General features: G+C 69.6%; 19 protein-coding genes. 8 read left to right on the plus strand and 11 right to left on the minus strand.

The window, feature by feature from the left end:
* Positions 1-309: 309 nt before the first annotated feature.
* From OHB21_RS08500 to OHB21_RS08515, 4 genes are all read left to right on the plus strand, one after another.
* Entirely contained in the window at positions 310-1,374 is a 1,065-nt protein-coding gene (locus OHB21_RS08500) for a DUF1707 SHOCT-like domain-containing protein (RefSeq protein ID WP_084537294.1), read from the plus strand.
* A 19-nt stretch (positions 1,375-1,393) separates the two neighbouring features.
* Complete coding sequence (locus OHB21_RS08505) at positions 1,394-2,179, plus strand: DUF1707 SHOCT-like domain-containing protein (protein WP_067503130.1); 786 nt, start codon at positions 1,394-1,396, stop codon at positions 2,177-2,179.
* Positions 2,180-2,304: 125 nt separating this feature from the next.
* Positions 2,305-2,862, plus strand: coding sequence for a PadR family transcriptional regulator (locus OHB21_RS08510; protein ID WP_067503131.1), 558 nt, complete (start codon positions 2,305-2,307; stop codon positions 2,860-2,862).
* A complete protein-coding gene (locus OHB21_RS08515; protein WP_195125045.1) occupies positions 2,855-3,952 on the plus strand; it encodes an inositol-3-phosphate synthase in 1,098 nt (365 codons plus the stop codon). The genes OHB21_RS08510 and OHB21_RS08515 overlap by 8 nt, the downstream gene beginning before the upstream one ends.
* 63 nt (positions 3,953-4,015) lie before the next feature.
* Here OHB21_RS08515 and OHB21_RS08520 read toward each other — a convergent pair whose 3' ends face one another.
* The 8 genes from OHB21_RS08520 to OHB21_RS08555 all read right to left on the minus strand — a co-directional run bounded on the left by OHB21_RS08520 (position 4,016) and on the right by OHB21_RS08555 (position 11,442).
* Positions 4,016-4,285, minus strand: a complete 270-nt coding sequence (locus OHB21_RS08520; protein ID WP_195125046.1) for a type II toxin-antitoxin system RelE family toxin — start codon at positions 4,283-4,285, stop codon at positions 4,016-4,018.
* Positions 4,282-4,539 (minus strand): type II toxin-antitoxin system Phd/YefM family antitoxin, encoded by a 258-nt coding sequence (locus OHB21_RS08525; RefSeq protein ID WP_067503134.1) that lies wholly within the window; start codon positions 4,537-4,539, stop codon positions 4,282-4,284. Before OHB21_RS08525 ends, OHB21_RS08520 begins: the two co-directional genes overlap by 4 nt.
* Before the next feature lie 36 nt (positions 4,540-4,575).
* Entirely contained in the window at positions 4,576-5,001 is a 426-nt protein-coding gene (locus OHB21_RS08530; RefSeq protein WP_195125047.1) for a GyrI-like domain-containing protein, read from the minus strand.
* A gap of 10 nt (positions 5,002-5,011) precedes the next feature.
* Positions 5,012-5,470, minus strand: a complete 459-nt coding sequence (locus tag OHB21_RS08535; RefSeq protein ID WP_067503136.1) for a GyrI-like domain-containing protein — start codon at positions 5,468-5,470, stop codon at positions 5,012-5,014.
* 260 nt (positions 5,471-5,730) lie between these two features.
* Positions 5,731-8,019 (minus strand): transglycosylase domain-containing protein, encoded by a 2,289-nt coding sequence (locus OHB21_RS08540; protein ID WP_324192159.1) that lies wholly within the window; start codon positions 8,017-8,019, stop codon positions 5,731-5,733.
* Between the two features lie 172 nt (positions 8,020-8,191).
* The gene (locus OHB21_RS08545; RefSeq protein ID WP_067503142.1) at positions 8,192-9,070 is read right to left on the minus strand and encodes a carbohydrate ABC transporter permease; all 879 of its coding nucleotides are present in this window, start codon (positions 9,068-9,070) and stop codon (positions 8,192-8,194) included.
* Positions 9,070-10,095 (minus strand): carbohydrate ABC transporter permease, encoded by a 1,026-nt coding sequence (locus tag OHB21_RS08550; protein ID WP_407675169.1) that lies wholly within the window; start codon positions 10,093-10,095, stop codon positions 9,070-9,072. The genes OHB21_RS08545 and OHB21_RS08550 overlap by 1 nt, the downstream gene beginning before the upstream one ends.
* Positions 10,096-10,140: 45 nt before the next feature.
* Positions 10,141-11,442, minus strand: a complete 1,302-nt coding sequence (locus tag OHB21_RS08555; protein WP_067503406.1) for an ABC transporter substrate-binding protein — start codon at positions 11,440-11,442, stop codon at positions 10,141-10,143.
* Between the two features lie 147 nt (positions 11,443-11,589).
* Between OHB21_RS08555 and OHB21_RS08560 the strand changes: the two genes are divergently transcribed.
* Both OHB21_RS08560 and OHB21_RS08565 read left to right on the plus strand, forming a co-directional pair.
* Positions 11,590-12,429 (plus strand): DUF2786 domain-containing protein, encoded by an 840-nt coding sequence (locus OHB21_RS08560; protein ID WP_067503145.1) that lies wholly within the window; start codon positions 11,590-11,592, stop codon positions 12,427-12,429.
* Between the two features lie 164 nt (positions 12,430-12,593).
* Positions 12,594-13,106 carry a TIGR04338 family metallohydrolase gene (locus OHB21_RS08565; protein ID WP_195125048.1) on the plus strand — a complete coding sequence of 171 codons (513 nt, stop codon included), beginning with the start codon at positions 12,594-12,596 and terminating at the stop codon, positions 13,104-13,106.
* A gap of 40 nt (positions 13,107-13,146) precedes the next feature.
* On the opposite strand, the gene OHB21_RS08570 is transcribed toward OHB21_RS08565, so the two are convergent.
* Positions 13,147-14,112: an o-succinylbenzoate synthase gene (locus OHB21_RS08570; RefSeq protein ID WP_195125049.1), complete on the minus strand. Its 966-nt coding sequence runs from the start codon at positions 14,110-14,112 to the stop codon at positions 13,147-13,149.
* A gap of 223 nt (positions 14,113-14,335) precedes the next feature.
* On the opposite strand from OHB21_RS08570, the gene OHB21_RS08575 reads away from it, so the two are divergent.
* On the plus strand, positions 14,336-14,650 hold the full coding sequence (locus tag OHB21_RS08575) for a hypothetical protein (protein ID WP_147265828.1): 315 nt from the start codon (positions 14,336-14,338) through the stop codon (positions 14,648-14,650).
* A gap of 146 nt (positions 14,651-14,796) precedes the next feature.
* Here the strand turns inward: OHB21_RS08575 and OHB21_RS08580 are convergent, their stop codons facing one another.
* Positions 14,797-15,966 carry a thiolase family protein gene (locus tag OHB21_RS08580; protein ID WP_195125050.1) on the minus strand — a complete coding sequence of 390 codons (1,170 nt, stop codon included), beginning with the start codon at positions 15,964-15,966 and terminating at the stop codon, positions 14,797-14,799.
* 94 nt (positions 15,967-16,060) lie between these two features.
* On the opposite strand from OHB21_RS08580, the gene OHB21_RS08585 reads away from it, so the two are divergent.
* On the plus strand, positions 16,061-16,567 hold the full coding sequence (locus tag OHB21_RS08585) for a winged helix-turn-helix transcriptional regulator (RefSeq protein ID WP_195125051.1): 507 nt from the start codon (positions 16,061-16,063) through the stop codon (positions 16,565-16,567).
* Between the two features lie 499 nt (positions 16,568-17,066).
* Here the strand turns inward: OHB21_RS08585 and OHB21_RS08590 are convergent, their stop codons facing one another.
* Positions 17,067-18,149, minus strand: a complete 1,083-nt coding sequence (locus OHB21_RS08590) for an ABC transporter ATP-binding protein (protein WP_067503155.1) — start codon at positions 18,147-18,149, stop codon at positions 17,067-17,069.
* Positions 18,150-18,216 lie beyond the last annotated feature (67 nt).

Here is an 18,216-nt window from a genome sequence, read left to right on the forward strand (position 1 = left end):
TGGCAGTAGGCGCGGGACCCACATGTATGCGCTGAGCTGGGTTCCGAGGGTGTCGTAGCGAATGTGGGCGCGCACGCCAACGTCTTCGGAGGGCATTGCTGCGAGCGGGGTGACAGTGCCCACATGTGGGGAGCCACCGCCTTCGGCGTATTGCTCGGCAAGGGGTGACAGAATCCACTTGTGTGCGTTGAGCCAGGTCGCGAGGGTGGGGTAACGCATGCGGGAGCCAACGCCTTCGGCGTATTGCTTGGCAGTAGGTACCGGACACACATGTGTGCGCTGGGTCAGGTTTCGAAGGCGTGGTAGCGGATGAGAGCGCGTGATCTGGATCGGGTGCGGGCGTCCAGCCTGCTGGACGCCGCCTACGCGGAGGGTCAGCTCGGGGCGCAGGAGTATCACGACCGCAGGGAACGGGCTGCTTCCGCGAAGACGGTCGAGGAATTGGCGCGGCTCACGGGTGACCTGCAGGTTCCCGCCGGAGCCGAGGACCTCGCGCCGGAGCGGGTGGCCACACCGCGCCGGATCCGGGCGCGGCACGGATATCCGCCGCACACCCGGGCGCGTGACGCCGATCGCGCCAACGTGGTGCGCGTATTGGACACCGCGCACGGCGACGGACAGCTCGACGCCGACGAGCACCGCGCCGCCACCGAACTCGCCGCCGAGGCGCGGACCCTGGGCGAGCTGGCCACACTCGTCGCCGATCTGCAACGCGTCGCCGACACCGCCCCGAACAAACCGCGCTCGCGGCGTCCGCTGTGGTTCGCGGCCGGGCTCGCGCTCGCCGGTGTGCTCGGTGTGGTCGCGGGATATGTCCTCGCGGGCGAGGACGACGCGCCCGCCGCTCCGGAGATCACCGTGCGCGCCGATCTCGAAACTGTCGCCCCGCAGGTGGTGCCCTATCCGGCGCCGAACACCGTCGAGGGCATCCGGACGTTCATCGAGCGCTACCGGGCGAAGTTCGGCGACACGGTCGTCGCCGAGGCGCGCTTCCACGAGACCTTCGCCTCGGCCGAGCGCTACGCCCCGGAAGGGCCGGATTGGACCGTCGACTGGGACTATCGCGGCGGGTTCCAGCGGTCCTCCTCGACGCTCACCCCGCGGCGCGAAGGCGACACGACCGTGGATCTGGACACCCTCGATCTCGACGCGCTCGGTCGCGTCCTGGCCGAGGCCGTCGCGCTCACCAAGGTCCCGGACGGCCGGATCGGCTACCTCGAGTTCGGGCCCGACACCGTGTGGATCTCCGGGCGGCCCCGTCCGGAGGCGGTGCGCCCCGTGGTGGAGATCAGCGTGAGCAACGACCGCAGCCAGTACGGGCGGGTCTATCTGACGCCGGAAGGCGAGATCCTCGACATCAGGGAACCGTCGTGAGCGGGCGAGAAGGGCGGCGATGATGGCCGATACGGCGCGGCTGCGGGCGCGCGACAGCGACCGCGCCGATGTGTGCGGACTGCTCGACGCGGCACTGGCCGACGGCCAGCTCACCGCCGCCGAACACGCCGCGCGCACCGAAACCGCCATGCGCGCAACGTCGTTCGGGCAGCTCGACCCGCTCATCGCAGACCTCCAGATCCCCGGCGACCTGGTGAACGCCCCGGTGGTCCGCGGACGCGGCACGCGGTGGTGGATCCCGGCCTCGCTGCTGCTGGTGGTGGCGCTGTTCGGCATGCTGGTCGGCTGCGTCGCGCGCGAGACCGGGGACGCCGTCGGCGCGCCCGGCGAGCCGTCGATCCCGGATCTCACCACCGGCGCCGGGGTCGCCTTCTTCCTCGACAGCCATCGCGCCGAGTTCGGTGACGCGGTCGCCGACTCGCTGTCGCTGTATCCGGAGTACGCCAGCTTCCGGCGCGGTACCGGCAACACCTATCGGGATTTCCGCTTCGACGGCGAGTTCGGCGATCCGGAGAGCAGGCCCGGTCGCAAACCGAGCACGCCGACCCTCGATTTCGGCGCGACCGACGTCGATGCCCTCGCCCCGCTGCTGGCCGGTGCCGCGCGGACGCTGGGCGTGGCGAACGGCCGCATCACCCACCTCTCCTTCGCGCTGCCCGAGACCTCGCGCGGCCGTACCGAGCCGACGGTCCGCGTGTACGTCACAAACGACGACCAGGCGTCCGGGTCGCTCACGATCACCCTGGCGGGCGAGGTCGTCGAGATCAGTCCGCCGACCGACTGAACCGCGCCACACCTGCGCGGATACCTCACATATCGGACACCGCTGTGCACGGTTATATCGGTCCGATATACTCGGAAGTCGCATCCATCGGTTAGGTCTGCACAACAGTCAGGGGGTGAAGCCCGATGCTCGAGCTGGCAATCCTCGGGCTGCTCCTCGAAGCGCCCATGCACGGTTACGAGCTGCGCAAGCGGCTGACGGGCCTGCTCGGACCGTTTCGGGCCTTCTCCTACGGGTCGCTCTATCCGACGCTGCGCCGCATGCAGGCCGACGGATTGATCGCCGAGGAGAACGCGGCGGGCGTCACCATGCGCCGCGCGCGGCGCGTCTACCACCTGACGCCGCAGGGGCGGGAGCGGTTCACCGAACTGGTCGCCGACACCGGCCCGCAGAACTACACCGACGACGGCTTCGGCGTCCACCTGGCGTTCTTCAGCCGCACCCCCGCGGAAGCGCGGATGCGGATCCTGGAGGGCCGGCGACGGCAGGTCGAGGAGCGCCGAGAGGGGCTGCGGGAGGCGATCAAACGGGCCAGCGGGTCCCTGGATCGCTACACCCGGCAGCTTCACCAGCTCGGTCTGGAATCAAGCGAGCGCGAAGTGCGCTGGCTCAACGAGTTGATTGCGGCGGAGCAATCAACGAAGGCGGCACCACAGAAAGAGGGAAACAGCGGCCATGAGTGAAATCAAGACGGCTGAGAACGCCACCGAAGTTCGCGTGGCCATTGTGGGCGTTGGCAACTGCGCCTCCTCACTGGTCCAGGGCGTGCAGTACTACAAGGACGCGGATGAGAACTCCACCGTTCCCGGCCTCATGCACGTCAAGTTCGGCCCGTACCACGTGCGCGACGTGAAGTTCGTCGCCGCCTTCGACGTGGACGCCAAGAAGGTCGGCTTCGACCTCGCCGAGGCGATCTTCGCCAGCGAGAACAACACCATCAAGATCTCCGACGTACCCCCGAGCGATGTGGTCGTGCAGCGCGGCCCGACGCTGGACGGCATCGGCAAGTACTACGCCGAGACCATCGAGCTGTCCGAGGCCGAGCCGGTCGACGTCGTGAAGGCGCTGAAGGACGCGAAGGCCGACGTGCTGGTGTCCTACCTGCCGGTGGGCTCGGAGGAGGCCGACAAGTTCTACGCCCAGTGCGCCATCGACGCGGGTGTCGCGTTCGTCAACGCGCTGCCGGTGTTCATCGCCTCCGATCCGGTGTGGGCGCAGAAGTTCACCGACGCGGGCGTGCCGATCGTCGGCGACGACATCAAGAGCCAGGTCGGCGCCACCATCACCCACCGCGTGATGGCCAAGCTGTTCGAGGACCGCGGCGTGCAGCTCGACCGCACCATGCAGCTCAACGTGGGCGGCAACATGGACTTCAAGAACATGCTCGAGCGCGAGCGCCTGGAGTCGAAGAAGATCTCCAAGACCCAGGCCGTGACCAGCAACCTCAAGAAGGAGCTCGGCGCAGGCGACGTGCACATCGGCCCGTCGGACCACGTCGGCTGGCTCGACGACCGCAAGTGGGCCTACGTGCGCCTCGAGGGCCGCGCCTTCGGCGACGTCCCGCTGAACCTGGAGTACAAGCTCGAGGTGTGGGACTCCCCGAACTCGGCGGGCATCATCATCGACGCCGTGCGCGCCGCCAAGATCGCCAAGGATCGCGGCATCGGCGGCCCCGTCATCCCGGCCTCGGCCTACCTGATGAAGTCCCCGCCCCAGCAGCTGGCCGACGACATCGCCCGCGCCCAGCTGGAAGCGTTCATCATCGAGGGCTGAGCCCGGTCACCCACCGATGAGGGAAGTCGGTCGGAGATCCGTCTCCGACCGGCTTTGCGGGTTTCACAGCCCCCGGTACACGTCTTTGCGCCAACCGACTTTCACGATGAGGATCACCAGAACACCGTTGTCGACGCGGTACGCGACCCGATAACGGCCGACTCGCAGTCGGTACAGGTCCTCGCGACCCGCCAGCTTCTTCACATCCAGCCCCGGCGCGTAGGGATCGTTGCCGAGCGCGGTCAGTGCGGTGAGTACCCGCATTGCGTCGTACCGCTCGATCGCTCGTAGTTCACGGCGCGCCTGGTCCGTGAAGTGGAAGCGATACTTCATTCGTCGTCTTCGGCGAAGAGATCGGCGAGAACCTCCGCCATGGTGAAAGTGGGCCCGCCCTCTTCGAGTCTGGCCACGGCTTCCCGCGCGAGGAGTTCGTCCTCGGCCGCATCGAAGGCCTCGACCACCGACAGCGGAACCAGCGCCGCGGCCGGAACGCCGTCACGCAGGATGATCACCTGCTCACCGGACTCCGCCTCCTTGACATGGGTCGCCAGGTTGGCGCGCAGCTCACGAATGCTGATCTCGGACATGCCCGAAGTGTACACGTAATCGTGTACACGGCGGTCTCAATCCAGCGAGACGTAGACCTCGACCGAGGTCGGGCCGGTGTAGCGCTCGATCTCGGCGGTGTGGGAGCGGGTGATGGTGCCCGCGCTCTCGGCCTTGGCGACCTGGGCCCACGCGGTGCGCAGCAGGTCGTAGGGCTTGTCGGAGACGACGAACTTGGCGTAGCGGCCGCGGGGGATGCGGGTCAGCACGTCGCCGGCGTCCATATCGTCCAGGCCGCACACCTCGTAGCCGAGAACCGCGACGGCGTGGTCGTTCTGGCCGATGTAGGCGGCGACGCGGGGCACGGGCTTCTCCCTGGCCAGGTAGCGATCCCAGGTGAAGTTGACCAGGTCCAGATCGCGCGCGGCCACCTCGCGCCCGGTCAGCGGCACGGTCAGTCCGGCGACCAGGCTCTCGTCCAGGGTGACGATCTCGAAATCCACTTCTGCGTTCCTACCCGTCGCTCGGTTCGTCGGCCAGCGCCACGAAGACCTCGGCGGTGTGCGCGTCGGGATAGTGCTCCCAGTCGCCGGTGTAGGAGCGCACCAGGCGGCCCGCCGCCTCGGCGTCCCACACCGCCCGCCAGATGCCGACGATCGTATCGCCGAGGTTGTCGCCGCTCGCGGTGAACCGCGCGAAGCGCCCGGCGGGCACCCGGGCCAGCACGTCGCCCGGCAGCAGATCCTCCAGACCGCGACAGCGGTAGCCCACGATATGGGTCAGATAGGAGTTGATCTCCGGCGCGTGGTCGACGTACGCGGTGGTCGGCGGGCCGGGTAGCCGGCGGGAGAGGATGCGCTTCCACGCGTCCTCCACTTTCGCGCGGCGCGGTCCCTCGACCGCGAGCGCCGGGCTGCGAAGTACTGTGCCCGCCACCAGCGTCTCGGGACGGTCAACGACATTGAAATCCACCGGCGTAGCCCCTATTTCTAGTCTGTCTTCGATCGGCGGCGCGAGCGGGCCCGCCGCGGTCCGCACGCTACCGCCTCCGGGCTCGACGATCACGCCGCTGCCGTCGTCGCTCGAGCGCCTATCCTTCCGCATCGTTCCCGTCGGCGGGGCGTCGCCCCTGGTCACTCCGGCGACGTCCGGCGCTCTCACTCTGGCCAACGATGCTGCCATGCCGTGCGTTCCCCCGCGCCGTCCAGAAGGTCACAAGATCGAATCGAGATTCACGGCGCGGGTCCGCCCAGCCCCGGGAAGATGTCGGCCGGGAGCTGCTGGGTCGGGGCGGGCGGAATGATGATCGCCGGCCCCTGCGGCGGCTCGGGCTCCGGCTGTTGAGGGCTCTCGGGCGCCGGGGTCTGCGGGGCTTGCGGCTCCGGCGCGCGGGGCGGGTTGAGGATGTCGTACGGATTCCCGCCCTGCGGTTGCGGATTCGCGGGCGCGCTCGCCGGTTCCACCGGGAACTGCTCGACCGGTGTGCCGTCGAGGGCGTCGTCCATCATCTGCTTCCAGATGTCGGCGGGCAGCCCGGAGCCGTAGATATCGGCGCCGCCCGCCGTCCGGATCGGCTGCGACTGCTCGGTGCCGATCCACACCGCCGTCGACAGCGAGGGCGTGAAGCCGATCATCCACGCGTCCTTGTTGCGCCGGGTCTCGCCGAGCTGCGTGGTGCCGGTCTTGGCCCCCGACGGCCGTCCGCCGGCCAGTGCCTTGCCGTTGGAGTAGGCGGCGATCGGCAGCATCGCCTGGAGGGTGTTCTCCGCGATCGCCGGTTTGACGCGCTGCTGGCCGGGCGGCATCTGCTTGCCGACGGGGTGTTCCGGATTGCCCCGGTCCAGCAGGACCCGTCCGTCACCGGTCACCACGCGCTGCACGAAGTAGGGCTGGTGGTACATCCCGGACGCGGCGATGGTCGCGTACGCCGAGGCCATATCGATCGGCCGCACCAGGTACTGGCCCAGCACGATGCCGTTCAGCGGTCGCTCCCCGTGCTCGGTGAGGGATTTGCCCACGCCCGGGATCTCCTCGGGAATGCCGGCCTGGTGCGCCGCGTCGGCGATCGCCTGCGGCCCGTCGAACATCGACATCGTCAGCCGGTAGAAGCTGGTGTTGAGCGAGCGCTTCAGCGCCTCGGCCATACTGCACCGCCCGCAGGACTCGCCGTCGACGTTGGTGATGGTGGTGCCGCGGTCGGTGACCGGGGAACTGTCGAGCACCCGGGACAGCGGGATGCTCTGTTGCTGCGCGGCGATCACCGCGAAAACCTTGAAGGCCGAACCGGTTTGCAGCGGCGCCTGCGCGAAGTCGTAGCCGACGCCGTCCTCGCCGCCGTAGTAGGCGCGCACCGCCCCCGAGCGCGGGTCGATCGAGACCACCGCGGCGCGCAGGTCCGGCGGTTGCGGGCCGAGCCGGTCGCGCACCGCCGCCAGCGCGGCTTGCTGGGCGCGCGGGTCGATGGTGGTGGTGATGCGCAGGGCGCCGGTGTTGAGATCGCGTTCGCTGATGCCCGACTCGCGCAGTTCGCGCAGCACCTGGGTGCGGATCAGCCCCTCGGGTCCGCGCGCGGTGTCGGTGTCGGGGATCTCGGTGGCGGGCACGATCTCGGGGAACACGGTCGCGTCGCGGTCGCCGGGCGCCAGCACCTTCATCTCGACCATGCCGTCGAGCACGTACTGCCAGCGCGCTTTCAGTTCCGGCAGATGGGTTTCCGGGTCGAGGATCGAGGGCGTGCGGATCACCGCGGCGAGTACCGCGCCCTCGGCGAGGGTGAGTTCGGCGGGCGGTTTGGCGAAGTACGCCCGCGAGGCCGCGGCGATGCCGTAGGTGCCGCGCCCGTAGTAGATGGTGTTGAGGTAGGCGGCGAGGATGTCGTCCTTGCTCCACTGCCGCGACATCTTCGCCGCGATGATGAGTTCGCGCATCTTTCTGGTGAGCGTGCGCTCGGAGCCGAGGAAGGCGTTCTTCACGTACTGCTGGGTGATGGTCGAACCGCCGCCCGCGTCCTCGCGCCCGAGCAGGTTGTCGCGCGCCGCGCGCAGGAAGCCGCTGGTGGAGAAGCCGGGATTGGTGTAGAAGTCGCGGTCCTCGGCGGCGAGCACGGCGTCGCGCACCGGCTTGGGTACGTCGGCGAGCGGCACCGGCGTGCGATTGCCTTCGGGGGGAACCACTTTCGCGATCTCGGTGGTGTCGTCGGCGGCGAGGATGGTGGCGATCTGGTTCGTCCGCACGGCCGCCGGGTCGGGGATGTCGGCGCTCCAGTAGACGAGCACGAACAGCAGCGCGGGCACCGCGACGAACATGATGAACAGCGCCAGGATCAGGCGGCGCACCCGCTCCCCGCGCGTGCGCGGCCGGCGGGGTGGTGCTTCACGCTCCCGGGCCTGCGCTTCGGCCCGCGCCCTGCGCTCCCGCGATTCGGGGGTGTCGCGCTCCTTCCACCCCGCGATCGACGCGTGGGTCGGTGCCGCCTTGCGCCCGGCGTCGCGCTTGCCGCGCCCCTTGCCGACCGAGCCCACGACACTCTCCTCCCGGAGCGAGGATCAACGACCAACCACCGCCCCGGACTTTACTCCTGTCACACGAGTAACCGGCCCAAGCACGGCGATGCGACGCACGATCCGCACTCTCCCAGCCACCTCGGGGAGGGAGCCCGACGACCGACCACGCGCGCCCCGGCGCGCCAACAACTCAGCTCTTCACACCGCCGGCCGTCAGACCCGAGATGATCCGCCGCTGGAACAGCAGCACCATGATCACCAGGGGGATGGTGACGATCGTGCCCGCCGCCATGATCGCCGCGTACGGCTGGACCAGGGGGTTGTTGCCGGAGAAGCGGGCGATGGCGACGGTGACGGGTTCGGTCTGGTCGCTGGAGAGCAGGCGGGCCAGCAGGTACTCGTTGACCGAGGCGATGAACGCCAGGATGGCGGTGGTGAAGACGGCGGGCGCGGCCAGCGGCAGCATGATCAGGCGGAACGCCTGCATCTTGGACGCGCCGTCGATGCGCGCGGCTTCTTCGAGCTCCCAGGGCAATTCGGTGAAGAACGACGCCAGGATGTACACGGTGAGCGGCAGCACGAAGGAGATGTTCGGGATGATCATCGCCTGGTACTTGCCGATCCAGCCGAGGTTGGTGAACAGCTGGAACAGCGGCGTGACGAGCACGACCACCGGGAACATCGACGCGCTCAGGATCAGTCCGGCCACCACGTACTGGCCGCGGAAGGCCAGCCGGGCCAGCGCGTAGGCGGCGAAGATCCCGATCACCAGGGCGATCACGGTGGTGACGCTGCCGATGATCACGCTGTTGAGCAGCGCCCGCCCGAAGTCGTTGCCGCGGCTGGTGTCGAACACGTCGCGGAAGTTCTCCAGCGTGAGGTGCGTCGGCCACGGCGTGTTGTCGAACTGGTAGACGGGGTCGCGGAACGCGGTCACCGCCATCCAGTAGAACGGCCCCAGCCCCCACAGGATCACGATCAGCACGCCGAGGTAGATGCGCAGCGAGGAGAGGCGCTTGCGCAGCGGCACGGCGCCGTTCGCGCGGGTCTTGTCGAACGTGGTGCTCATCAGTGCGCCTCCCGCTGGGCTTCCTGGGTGCGCACCGCGTTGGCGCCGAGGACCTTCACGAGCACGAACGCCACCGCGAAGATCAGCAGGAAGGTGATCACCGACAGCGCGGCGGCGCTGTTGGGGCCCTGCCGCACCTGGTCGACCACCAGGATCGACACGGTGCGGGTGTCGGGGTTGTTCAGCGTCATGATCGCGGGCAGGTCGTACATGCGCAGCGCGTCCATGGTGCGGAACAGGATCGCCACCAGCAGCGCGGGTTTCAGCAGCGGCAGGGTGATCTGGGTGAACCGCTGCCACGCCGACGCGCCGTCCACCTTCGCGGCCTCGTACACGTCGTTGGGGATGACCTGCAGACCGGCGAGCAGCAGCAGCGCCATGAACGGCGTCGTCTTCCACACATCGGCCGCGATCACGGCGAACCGGGCGGCCCACGGGTCCGATGTCCACAGGATGTTCGTGCCGAGCACCCTGTTGACCACGCCGTCGTACTGGAACATGAACTCCCACAGGCGCGCCGTGACGGCGGTCGGGATGGCCCACGGGATGAGCACCGCCGCGCGCAGCAGGCCGCGCCCGAGGAAGCTCTTGGCCATCACCATCGCCATGCCGAGGCCGATGGTCGCCTCCAGCGTCACGGTGATCACGGTGAAGAACAGCGTGACACCGATGGCCATCCAGAACTGGGAGCCCAGGTTGCCGGTGGGGCAGGCGACGGTCTCGCCGGTGGGCAGCGTGCACTGCTGCAACAGCCAGTGCGTGTAGTTGCTGATCCCGGCGCTGCCGCCCTCGACGAACATGCCGGTGGCGGGGTCGAGCCCGGAGTCCTTCTGGAAGGACATGTACAGGGCCCGCACCACCGGGTAGCCGATGACGACCGCCAGCGCGATCAGCACCGGCGTCACGAACATCCACGCCTTGGCCGACAGGCGCAGCTCGGCGGCGATGCGCTCGCCGAGTCCGCGCTTACGCGGCAGGAACTCCTCGCCGGACACGCCTGTGGCCGCGCGCGTTGGGTCCGACACCGTTTATCTCTCTCCTACGGTCTGGCCGGGTCCGCTGCGCATCCTCTACGAGCCCGCGGTCTCGATGCCCTTCTGCATGCCGATGATCGCGTCGTCGACGGACTTGGTTCCGGTCAGGGCAGCATAGGCGTTGTCCTGGATGGCCTTCGACACCGCCGGGTAGAAGGGGGTCACCGGGCGCGGCACCGCGCTGGAGATCGACTCCTTGAGCGCGGGCAGGTACGGCATCTTCGCGATCAGGGCCGGGTCGTCGTACATCGAGGCCCGCACCGAGGGCAGCGCGCCGGAGGCGATGATGTGCTGGGCGTCCTCGCTGATCAGGAAGCGCAGGAAGTCCAGCGCGGTGGCCTTGTTCTTGGAGAACGCGCTGATGGCCGCGTTGTAGCCGCCCAGGGTGGAGGCGCCGACGCCGCTCTCGCCGGGCAGCGGCGCGACCGCGAAGTTCTCCTTCACCAGCGACGACTCGGCGCCCGCGTCACCGAAGGTGGAGGGCCAGCCGCGCAGGAACAGCAGGTTGCCCTGGGTGAAGGCGTTGGCCGACTCGGGCTCCTTGAAGGTGATGGCTTCCTTGGGGATGTCACCGTTGTTGTAGGCGGTCACCAGGGTGTTGAGGCCGGCGCGGGCCTGGGCGCTGTCCACGGTGGGGGTCTTGCCGTCGGCGCCGACGAAGGTGCCGCCGAACGCGTTGATCACCTCGGAGGTGTTCACCGTCAGGCCCTCGTAGGGCGCGAACTGCCCGGCGTAGCAGCCGATGTTGTTGTCGCGCGCGATCTGGCACTGGCCCAGCATCTCGGCCCACGTGGTGGGCGGATTGGGCACCAGGTCCTTGCGGTAGAACAGCAGGCCGCCGTTGGTGTTGCGCGGCGCGGCGTAGAGGGTGTTGTTGTAGGTGGCGCTGGCGACCGGCGGGGACAGCAGCGTCGAGGTGTCGATGGCGAAGGAGTCCTTCAGCGGCTGGATCCAGCCCTTGGCCGCGAACTCGGCGGTCCAGGGCACGTCCAGGGCGATCACGTCGTAGTCGGAGCGCTTGGCGCGCAGGTTCTCGACCAGGTCGTCGTACTGCTGGGAGGCGTCGTTGGACTGTTCCTTGAACGTCACCTGCTCGTCGGGGTGCGAGGCGTTCCAGCGCTCGATGAGCTGCTTGACCACACCGGTCTCGGTGGTGTCCTTGCCCTCGACGTAGGTGATGGGGCCGCGGCCCTCGAGGTTCTCGCCCGTGGGGTTGCCGCCGCCGTCGCTCGAGCACGCCGTGGCGAAGGTCGTCGCCAGCACCGCGGCCGAGACCGCCGCGAGCGCGGCTTTCGGCACGAGCGACGAACGTAGGGACGACACCTTCTTCAAAGCCATCGCGGACACTCCATGTTTACGACGTGAGCAGCAGCACACCCTGCCGGTTGCACAACGCAAGATACACGGCGTTCATCCGCCACGCCCGAGTTGCGGTCCAGATCCGGGCGCGGCGGGACCCCGCCGCGATGACTACGCTGGCTGCCGATGACTTCGCCCGACGCGGTTCCCGACCGGATGCTCACCCGCATCGGCGGCCTGCTGCGCAAGGCGGAGGCCACCGACAACGAGCACGAGGCCGAGGCGTTCCTCGCGGCCGCGCAGCGGTTGGCGACCAAGTCCTCCATCGACCTCGCGGTGGCGCGGGCGCACGTCGCGGTGCGTGAGCGCCGGGCCACGCCGGTGCAGCGGATCATCCCGATCGGCGAGCCGGGGAAGAAGGGGCTGCGCACCTACGTGCAGTTGTTCGTCGCGATCGCGCACGCCAACGATGTGCGCTGCGACGTTGCCCGCACCTCCACCCAGGTGTACGCCTACGGCTTCGACACCGATATCGACACCTGCGAGGCGCTGTACGCGAGCCTGCTGGTGCAGATGGTGCGCGCGTCGGATCACTACATCAAATCGGGGCAGTACCGCACGGCGACGGTCGAGAAGATCGTGACCGAGCGTCGCTTCGGGCGCACGGTCCGCACGCGGGTGCGCGCCCCCGCCGCGCCCGTGACGGCCCGGCTCAACTTCCAGATGGCGTTCGCCGCGCGGGTGGGCAGGCGGCTGGCAAAGGTGAAGTCCGAGGTGGAGGCCGAGGCGGTGGAGTCGGCCGCGGCCGGGACGGCACTCGCGTTGCGCGACAAGGAGATCGAACTCGTCGACTTCTACACTGCGACCTCCGAGGCGCGCGGCACCTGGCGCGGTCCGCAGACCTCGACCGGGCATTCCGCTGCCGCACGCCGGGCAGGGGATCGCGCGGGACAGGCGGCGCGGCTGCGTCCGTCGACCGAATTGGGTGGCGTGCGTGGGGAATTGCCGTCGCGGGGCTCGGCGTGAAGGGTGTGTCCTCGGCCCGGTGGCGGAGGGAGTGCCGAGGTGGGGTGCCGCGACTGGTGACGGAGTGCGCACGGCTGCTGCGTGATACGAGGCGCGGGCGAGTAGGCGCCTGTGCTCCGAGCGGATCGCGGTCGACCGTGGTGGTGGCGACGTGAGGTGTGGGCGTGGCCGCGCGTGACGTGCAGCGCGCCAAGGTCTACGACGCGGAACAGTTGGTGCGCAACGCCTTCGACCTGGCCGACGAGCACGGCGATCGCGCCCTCGACATGTACGGGTCGCATCTGACGCTGCCGATCGAGCGCCGTTTCGCCTCGGTGGACGCGGTGCAGTCCTATGCTGAGAAGGTACTAGCGCTCAATTGGGTTCGCGCCCAATGGGATCGAGCCGTCGTGCCGGTTCGGGTGCGGTCGCGTGCCGGAGCGACCGCCGCCCACTACGAAGCGGACGCGGCGGTCCTCGCGGTGCCGCCGCACGCCGGCGGCACCGCGTGGGCGCTGCGCGAACTCGTCGTCCTGCACGAACTGGCGCACCACCTCGACCCGGCCCCGGGCGCCACGGCACCCCACGGACCCGAATTCTGCACTCGTTACGTGGAATTGGTGGACGGTGTGATCGGCCCGGAGGCGGCGTTGCTGTTGCGCGCGACGATGCACGGCTGCGGCGTGCGCTTCGCGTGAAGGTCGTCGGCGTGCCGACACGGGGCAGGCTGCGGCCGCGTCAGCGGTTGAGCAGTGCGCGGACTCGTTCGTAGCGGGCGTTCCACCAGGCCACGCGGTCGGGGTCGGGGTGGCGGTAGCGGTCGAGGAGGGTGGGGTCCGGGGTGGCGGGGGCGTGCGGCACGGGGAGGTAGCCGTCGATCGGGCGCGGGGAGTCGGTGACTAGGTCGCCCTCGAAGAGGGAGAGGGTGTCCAGGCCGCAGGCGAAATCGAGGGTGGGCAGCGCGCCCGCGAGGGCCAGTTGCGCGCCCAGGCCGACACCGGTCTCCAGCGCCGAGGACACCACGCAGGGCAGCCCGGCGGCCTCGGCGACCTCCAGCGCGCGTTGCACGCCGCCCAGCGGGGTGCACTTGAGCACCGCCACGTCGGCGGCGCCGGCGACCGCGACCCGCAGCGGGTCCTCGGCGCGGCGGATGGACTCGTCGGCGGCGATCCGCACGTCCACCTTCCGCCGCACCGCCGCCAGTTCCTCGATGGTGCGGCAGGGTTGTTCGACGTACTCCAAACCGCCTGCCGCGCGGTCGATCTCGAGAATACGAGCGACGGCCGTGTCCACATCCCACACCGCGTTCGCATCGATGCGCACGGTCCCGCCCGGCCCCAGCGCGTCCCGGACCGCCGCCACCCGCTCGATGTCCTCGGCGAGCGAGCCGGGATGATCGGCCACCTTCACTTTCGCGGTGCGGCAACCGGATTCGGCGACGATCCGGTGCGCCCGCTCCGGCCCGACGGCGGGCACGATGCAGTTCACCGGCACCCGCTCGCGCACCGGCTCCGGCCACCCCTCGCCCGCCTGCTCCAGCGCCGTCGCCAACCAGGCGGCCGCCTCGCGGTCGTCGTACTCCGGGAACGGACAGAACTCCCCCCACCCCACCGCGCCGGGAATCACCACCCCCTCCCGCACGGTGATCCCGCGAAACCGGGTGCGCATCGGAATCGCGTACACAACGGGCTCAGCGCTGCTCACCCAGCCACCCTACGACGCCTACCGGCGGCTCGGTCGCGATCGGCTCCACCGGCTACCGGCCGCCGCGGGCGCGCGACACACTGTTCCGACCGCTCCGGACGCCTCGGATCGACATCCTGCACCTGGCGACCGCAGCCGCTGGCCGCTATCGCCCGGCGGGCCGGAATGCCGACTACTTGAATACCGGCCCCTGCCGGTGCGGGGCCCCCGCATCATGGAACCCGTGCGCCCACCGCTCCGCGACCGTCCGGCCGACCTGGCGCGCGCCGCGGTGGGCACCGCCCTCGCGCTCGCTCTCGCCTGGTTCGCGGCGAACACGGTTCCCCTCTACGACGTCGCCGGCCGCGGCGAGCGGTCCACGTCCGCCGCCTACGTGCTCGCGTGGGCGGGCATCCTCGCCGCGCTCGCCTGGGCGGCGTACCGCGTCGTGGGGCGTGTCCGTGCCCGGCGTCCGATCGGGTGGACGCCGCTCATCGCGATCCCGTTGATCGTCGAGGCGTGGATCGCCGGGCTGCTGGTCGCGGTGTTGTTCTCCTGAGCGGCTGGGTGGGGAGGTGGGGGTCCGCCGGCCGCATGCTCGCCCGATCGAGCCGCGAATCGTGCGAAGGGAGTCCGCCGACCGCAGCGATCGGCGAACTCCCCTGTACACCCTGACTATTCGATGCTCAACAGATCAGAACGCGCTCACAACCGTTCCACGATGGTCGCGTTCGCGAGTCCGCCTGCTTCGCACATGGTTTGCAGCCCGTACCGCCCGCCGCGCTCCCGGAGGGCGTGCACCAGCGTGGTCATCAACCGCGCCCCGGACGCGCCGAGCGGGTGGCCGAGGGCGATCGCCCCGCCGTTGACATTCACCTTCGACAGGTCGGCCCCGGTGTCCTGCGCCCACGCCAGCACCACGGGGGAGAACGCCTCGTTGATCTCGATCAGGTCGATATCCGACAGCTGAAGCCCGGCCCGCTGCAACACCTTTCGCGTCGCCGGGATCACCGCCGTGAGCATCATCAGCGGATCGTCGCCGGCCACGGCGAAGCTGTGCAGGCGCGCCAGCGGGCGCAGGCTGAGCTGGGCCGCGCGCTCGCCGGTCATGATCAGCACCGCCGCGCTGCCGTCGCTCACCTGGCTGGCCGAGGCGGCGGTGATCTCCCAGCCGATCTGGGGGAATCGCTCGGCCATCGCCGGGTCGTAGTAGGCGGGCCGCAGCTCGGCCAGCGTCTCTAGCGTGCTGCCGACGCGGATGCCCTCGTCGGTCTCGAGCCCGTTGATCGGGGCCAGTTCGGGCGCGAACAGCCCGTTCTTCGTGGCCAGCGCGGCCTTGTCGTGGCTGCCCAGCGCGAACTCGTCGAGCTGGGTGCGGGTGAGCCCCCACTCGGCCGCGATCAGCTCCGCGCTGATGCCTTGCGGCACCAGGCCGTCCGGGTAGCGCTCGGCGAACGCGACGCCCGACAGATCCTCGGAGCCGATCAGGTTGGACCCCATGGGAATTCGTCCCATGGACTCGACGCCCGCGGCCACCACCACGTCGTACGCGCCGGCGATCACGCCCTGCGCGGCGAAGTGGATGGCCTGCTGGCTGCTGCCGCACTGCCGGTCCACCGTGGTGGCGGGCACCGATTCCGGATAGCCGGCGGCCAGCGCCGCCCGGCGCGTGACGTTCGCGCCCTGCTCGCCGACCTGGGTGACGACGCCGCCGATCACATCGTCGATCAGCGCCGGGTCGATACCGCTGCGCTCCACCACCGCCCGCAGGCTGTGCGCGAGCAGATCGACGGCGTGGACGTCGTGCAGCGCCCCGTTCGGCTTGCCCCGGCCGATCGGCGTGCGTACCGCTTCCACGATCACCGCGTCTCTCATGGCGATTCCTTCCTCCGGCCCGGGTGACCCCTGGCTCTATTTGCTTATAGCCAGAGTAACGTCTGGCTATAGTTCACTCAATCCAGAACGGGATATGATGTCCGTCATGGCAGCCGTGATGGAAGGGCCCCTGGCCGATCTGAGTGCGTGGCGGGCCGACGAGTGCTCGATCGCCAAGGCGATGGACATCGTCGGCAGCCGGTCGGCGGTCCTGGCGCTGCGCGAGGCCTACTACGGCACCCGCCGCTTCGACGGTTTCGCCGCGCGCATCGGCATCACCGACGCCGCTGCCGCCGCCGTCCTGCGCAAACTGACCGACGCGGGCCTGCTGGAGAAGCACCCGTACCGCGAGGCGGGGCAGCGCACCCGCAACGAGTACCGGCTCACCGAGAAGGGACGCGATCTGCTGCCCGCGGTGCTGGCCCTGATGCAGTGGGGCGACAAGTACTTACAGCCGGGCCCGTCGCCCCTGCTGCTGGTGGAGGCGGCCACCGGCGACCCGGTCCGCGTGGAAGTGCGCAGCGCGTCCGGCCGCGAGATCGCATTGGATCAGCTGGGCGTGCGCCTCAACGAAGAGTTCCGCCGCGCCCGCCGCGGCTGACGCGCATCACGCGCGCCCGGGATCGTTTCACCGGACGCCTGTGGTTTCTCTCGCGTGAACCAGCCGTTTCCGGTTCGTGTGACCTCCTGTGAACGACGAGCAACGGCTCGCCGGACCCTCGGGAGGACCCATGAAGAGAACACGCGCTGTGGTATCGGCATTCGTCAGCGCGGCGGCCGCCGCGGCCGTCATCGGGACGGCGGCGCCCGCGCATGCGGCCGCCACCGCGGGCGTCGTCATGAACGGATCGCAGTTGCGTATGACCGGTAGTGACCTGTCCGACGACATCGAGTTCCGCGCCGAAGGCAATGCGGTGGTCGTCGTGAGCCGGGTCGCGAACATCTTCAACGGGATCGGTTCCGGGTGCGAGCGCGTCGACGATTTCAAGGTGCGCTGCCCCGGTGCATCGGCGAGAACAAATCGCCCTCGTGCGAGAACTGAGCCGAAATCCAGCGCTGCCGAGCCGGGCGCCGATCGCGGTCCCGGCCCGGCGGCGTGCTCACGTCAGCCGACGTCCGTCGACGGTCGAGAAGAAGTACGTGCACTCCGCGACCGTCGACAGCAGCAGCCGCGCCCCCTTGGCCGGCGGGTTGCGCCAATCCGCCCGCGCCACAATCGTTTCCCCGCCACCGTTGCGCCCGTTGCTCGCGATGGTGCGTCCGTAGACGTAGGCGTCCGACCCCAGCTCCTCCACCACGTCCACCTCCATTTCGACGCCGTGCCCGCCGATCTCGAAGTGCTCGGGGCGGATGCCGACGACCACGCTGCCCTCGGCGGCGTCGGTCACGCTGCGCGGCACCGCGAGCGCGAACCCGCCCAGCGACACCGCGCCGTTCTCCACCGGCAGCGTGAACATATTCATCGCGGGCGAGCCCATGAACCCGGCGACGAACGCGTTGGCCGGATCGCGGTACAGGTCGCGCGGCGCGGCGCATTGCTGCAACAGCCCGTCCTTGAGGACCGCCACGCGGTCGCCCATCGTCATCGCCTCGACCTGGTCGTGGGTGACGTACACCGTGGTCGTGCCGAGCCGCCGCTGCAACTGCGCGATCTGGGTGCGGGTCTGCACGCGCAGCTTGGCGTCCAGGTTCGACAGCGGTTCGTCCATCAGGAACACCTGCGGCTGGCGCACGATCGCCCGCCCCATCGCCACGCGCTGGCGCTGACCGCCCGACAGCGCCTTGGGCTTGCGGTCCAGATACGGCTCGAGGTCCAGCAGCCGCGCGGCCTCCAGCACCCGCTGTTCCTTCTCCGCCTTGGCCACCTTGGCCAGCTTCAGCGCGAAGCCCATGTTCTCGGCGACGGTCATGTGCGGATACAGCGCGTAGTTCTGGAACACCATCGCGATATCGCGATCCTTGGGTTCGGCGTGCGTCACGTCGTTCGCCCCGATCAGGATGCGCCCGCCGTTCACCTCCTCCAATCCCGCCAGCATCCGCAGCGACGTGGACTTCCCGCACCCCGACGGCCCCACCAACACCAGGAACTCACCGTCGGCGATCTCCAGATCCAACTGATCCACCGCGGGCTTGTTCGCCCCGGGATACCGGCGCGTAGCACCGTCGAACGTCACCGTAGCCACGAGAAATCTTCCCTTCACCGGCAGGAACGTGCCGGACGATCCGAGTAGAGGGGTTGCGCCGCCGGTC

Origin of the sequence: Nocardia puris, from assembly GCF_036051655.1 — a bacterium.
GTDB lineage: Bacteria > Actinomycetota > Actinomycetes > Mycobacteriales > Mycobacteriaceae > Nocardia > Nocardia puris.

What these genes read in the sequence shown, in the direction of transcription:
- OHB21_RS08585 (WP_195125051.1), top strand. Translation starts at nt 16,061, where the DNA reads ATGATGTCCGTCATGGCAGCCGTGATGGAAGGGCCCCTGGCCGATCTG.
- OHB21_RS08505 (WP_067503130.1), top strand. Translation starts at nt 1,394, where the DNA reads ATGATGGCCGATACGGCGCGGCTGCGGGCGCGCGACAGCGACCGCGCC.
- OHB21_RS08500 (WP_084537294.1), top strand. Translation starts at nt 310, where the DNA reads ATGAGAGCGCGTGATCTGGATCGGGTGCGGGCGTCCAGCCTGCTGGAC.
- OHB21_RS08515 (WP_195125045.1), top strand. Translation starts at nt 2,855, where the DNA reads ATGAGTGAAATCAAGACGGCTGAGAACGCCACCGAAGTTCGCGTGGCC.
- OHB21_RS08580 (WP_195125050.1), bottom strand. Translation starts at nt 15,966, where the DNA reads ATGAGAGACGCGGTGATCGTGGAAGCGGTACGCACGCCGATCGGCCGG.
- OHB21_RS08510 (WP_067503131.1), top strand. Translation starts at nt 2,305, where the DNA reads ATGCTCGAGCTGGCAATCCTCGGGCTGCTCCTCGAAGCGCCCATGCAC.
- OHB21_RS08520 (WP_195125046.1), bottom strand. Translation starts at nt 4,285, where the DNA reads ATGAAGTATCGCTTCCACTTCACGGACCAGGCGCGCCGTGAACTACGA.
- OHB21_RS08525 (WP_067503134.1), bottom strand. Translation starts at nt 4,539, where the DNA reads ATGTCCGAGATCAGCATTCGTGAGCTGCGCGCCAACCTGGCGACCCAT.
- OHB21_RS08560 (WP_067503145.1), top strand. Translation starts at nt 11,590, where the DNA reads ATGACTTCGCCCGACGCGGTTCCCGACCGGATGCTCACCCGCATCGGC.
- OHB21_RS08555 (WP_067503406.1), bottom strand. Translation starts at nt 11,442, where the DNA reads ATGGCTTTGAAGAAGGTGTCGTCCCTACGTTCGTCGCTCGTGCCGAAA.
- OHB21_RS08545 (WP_067503142.1), bottom strand. Translation starts at nt 9,070, where the DNA reads ATGAGCACCACGTTCGACAAGACCCGCGCGAACGGCGCCGTGCCGCTG.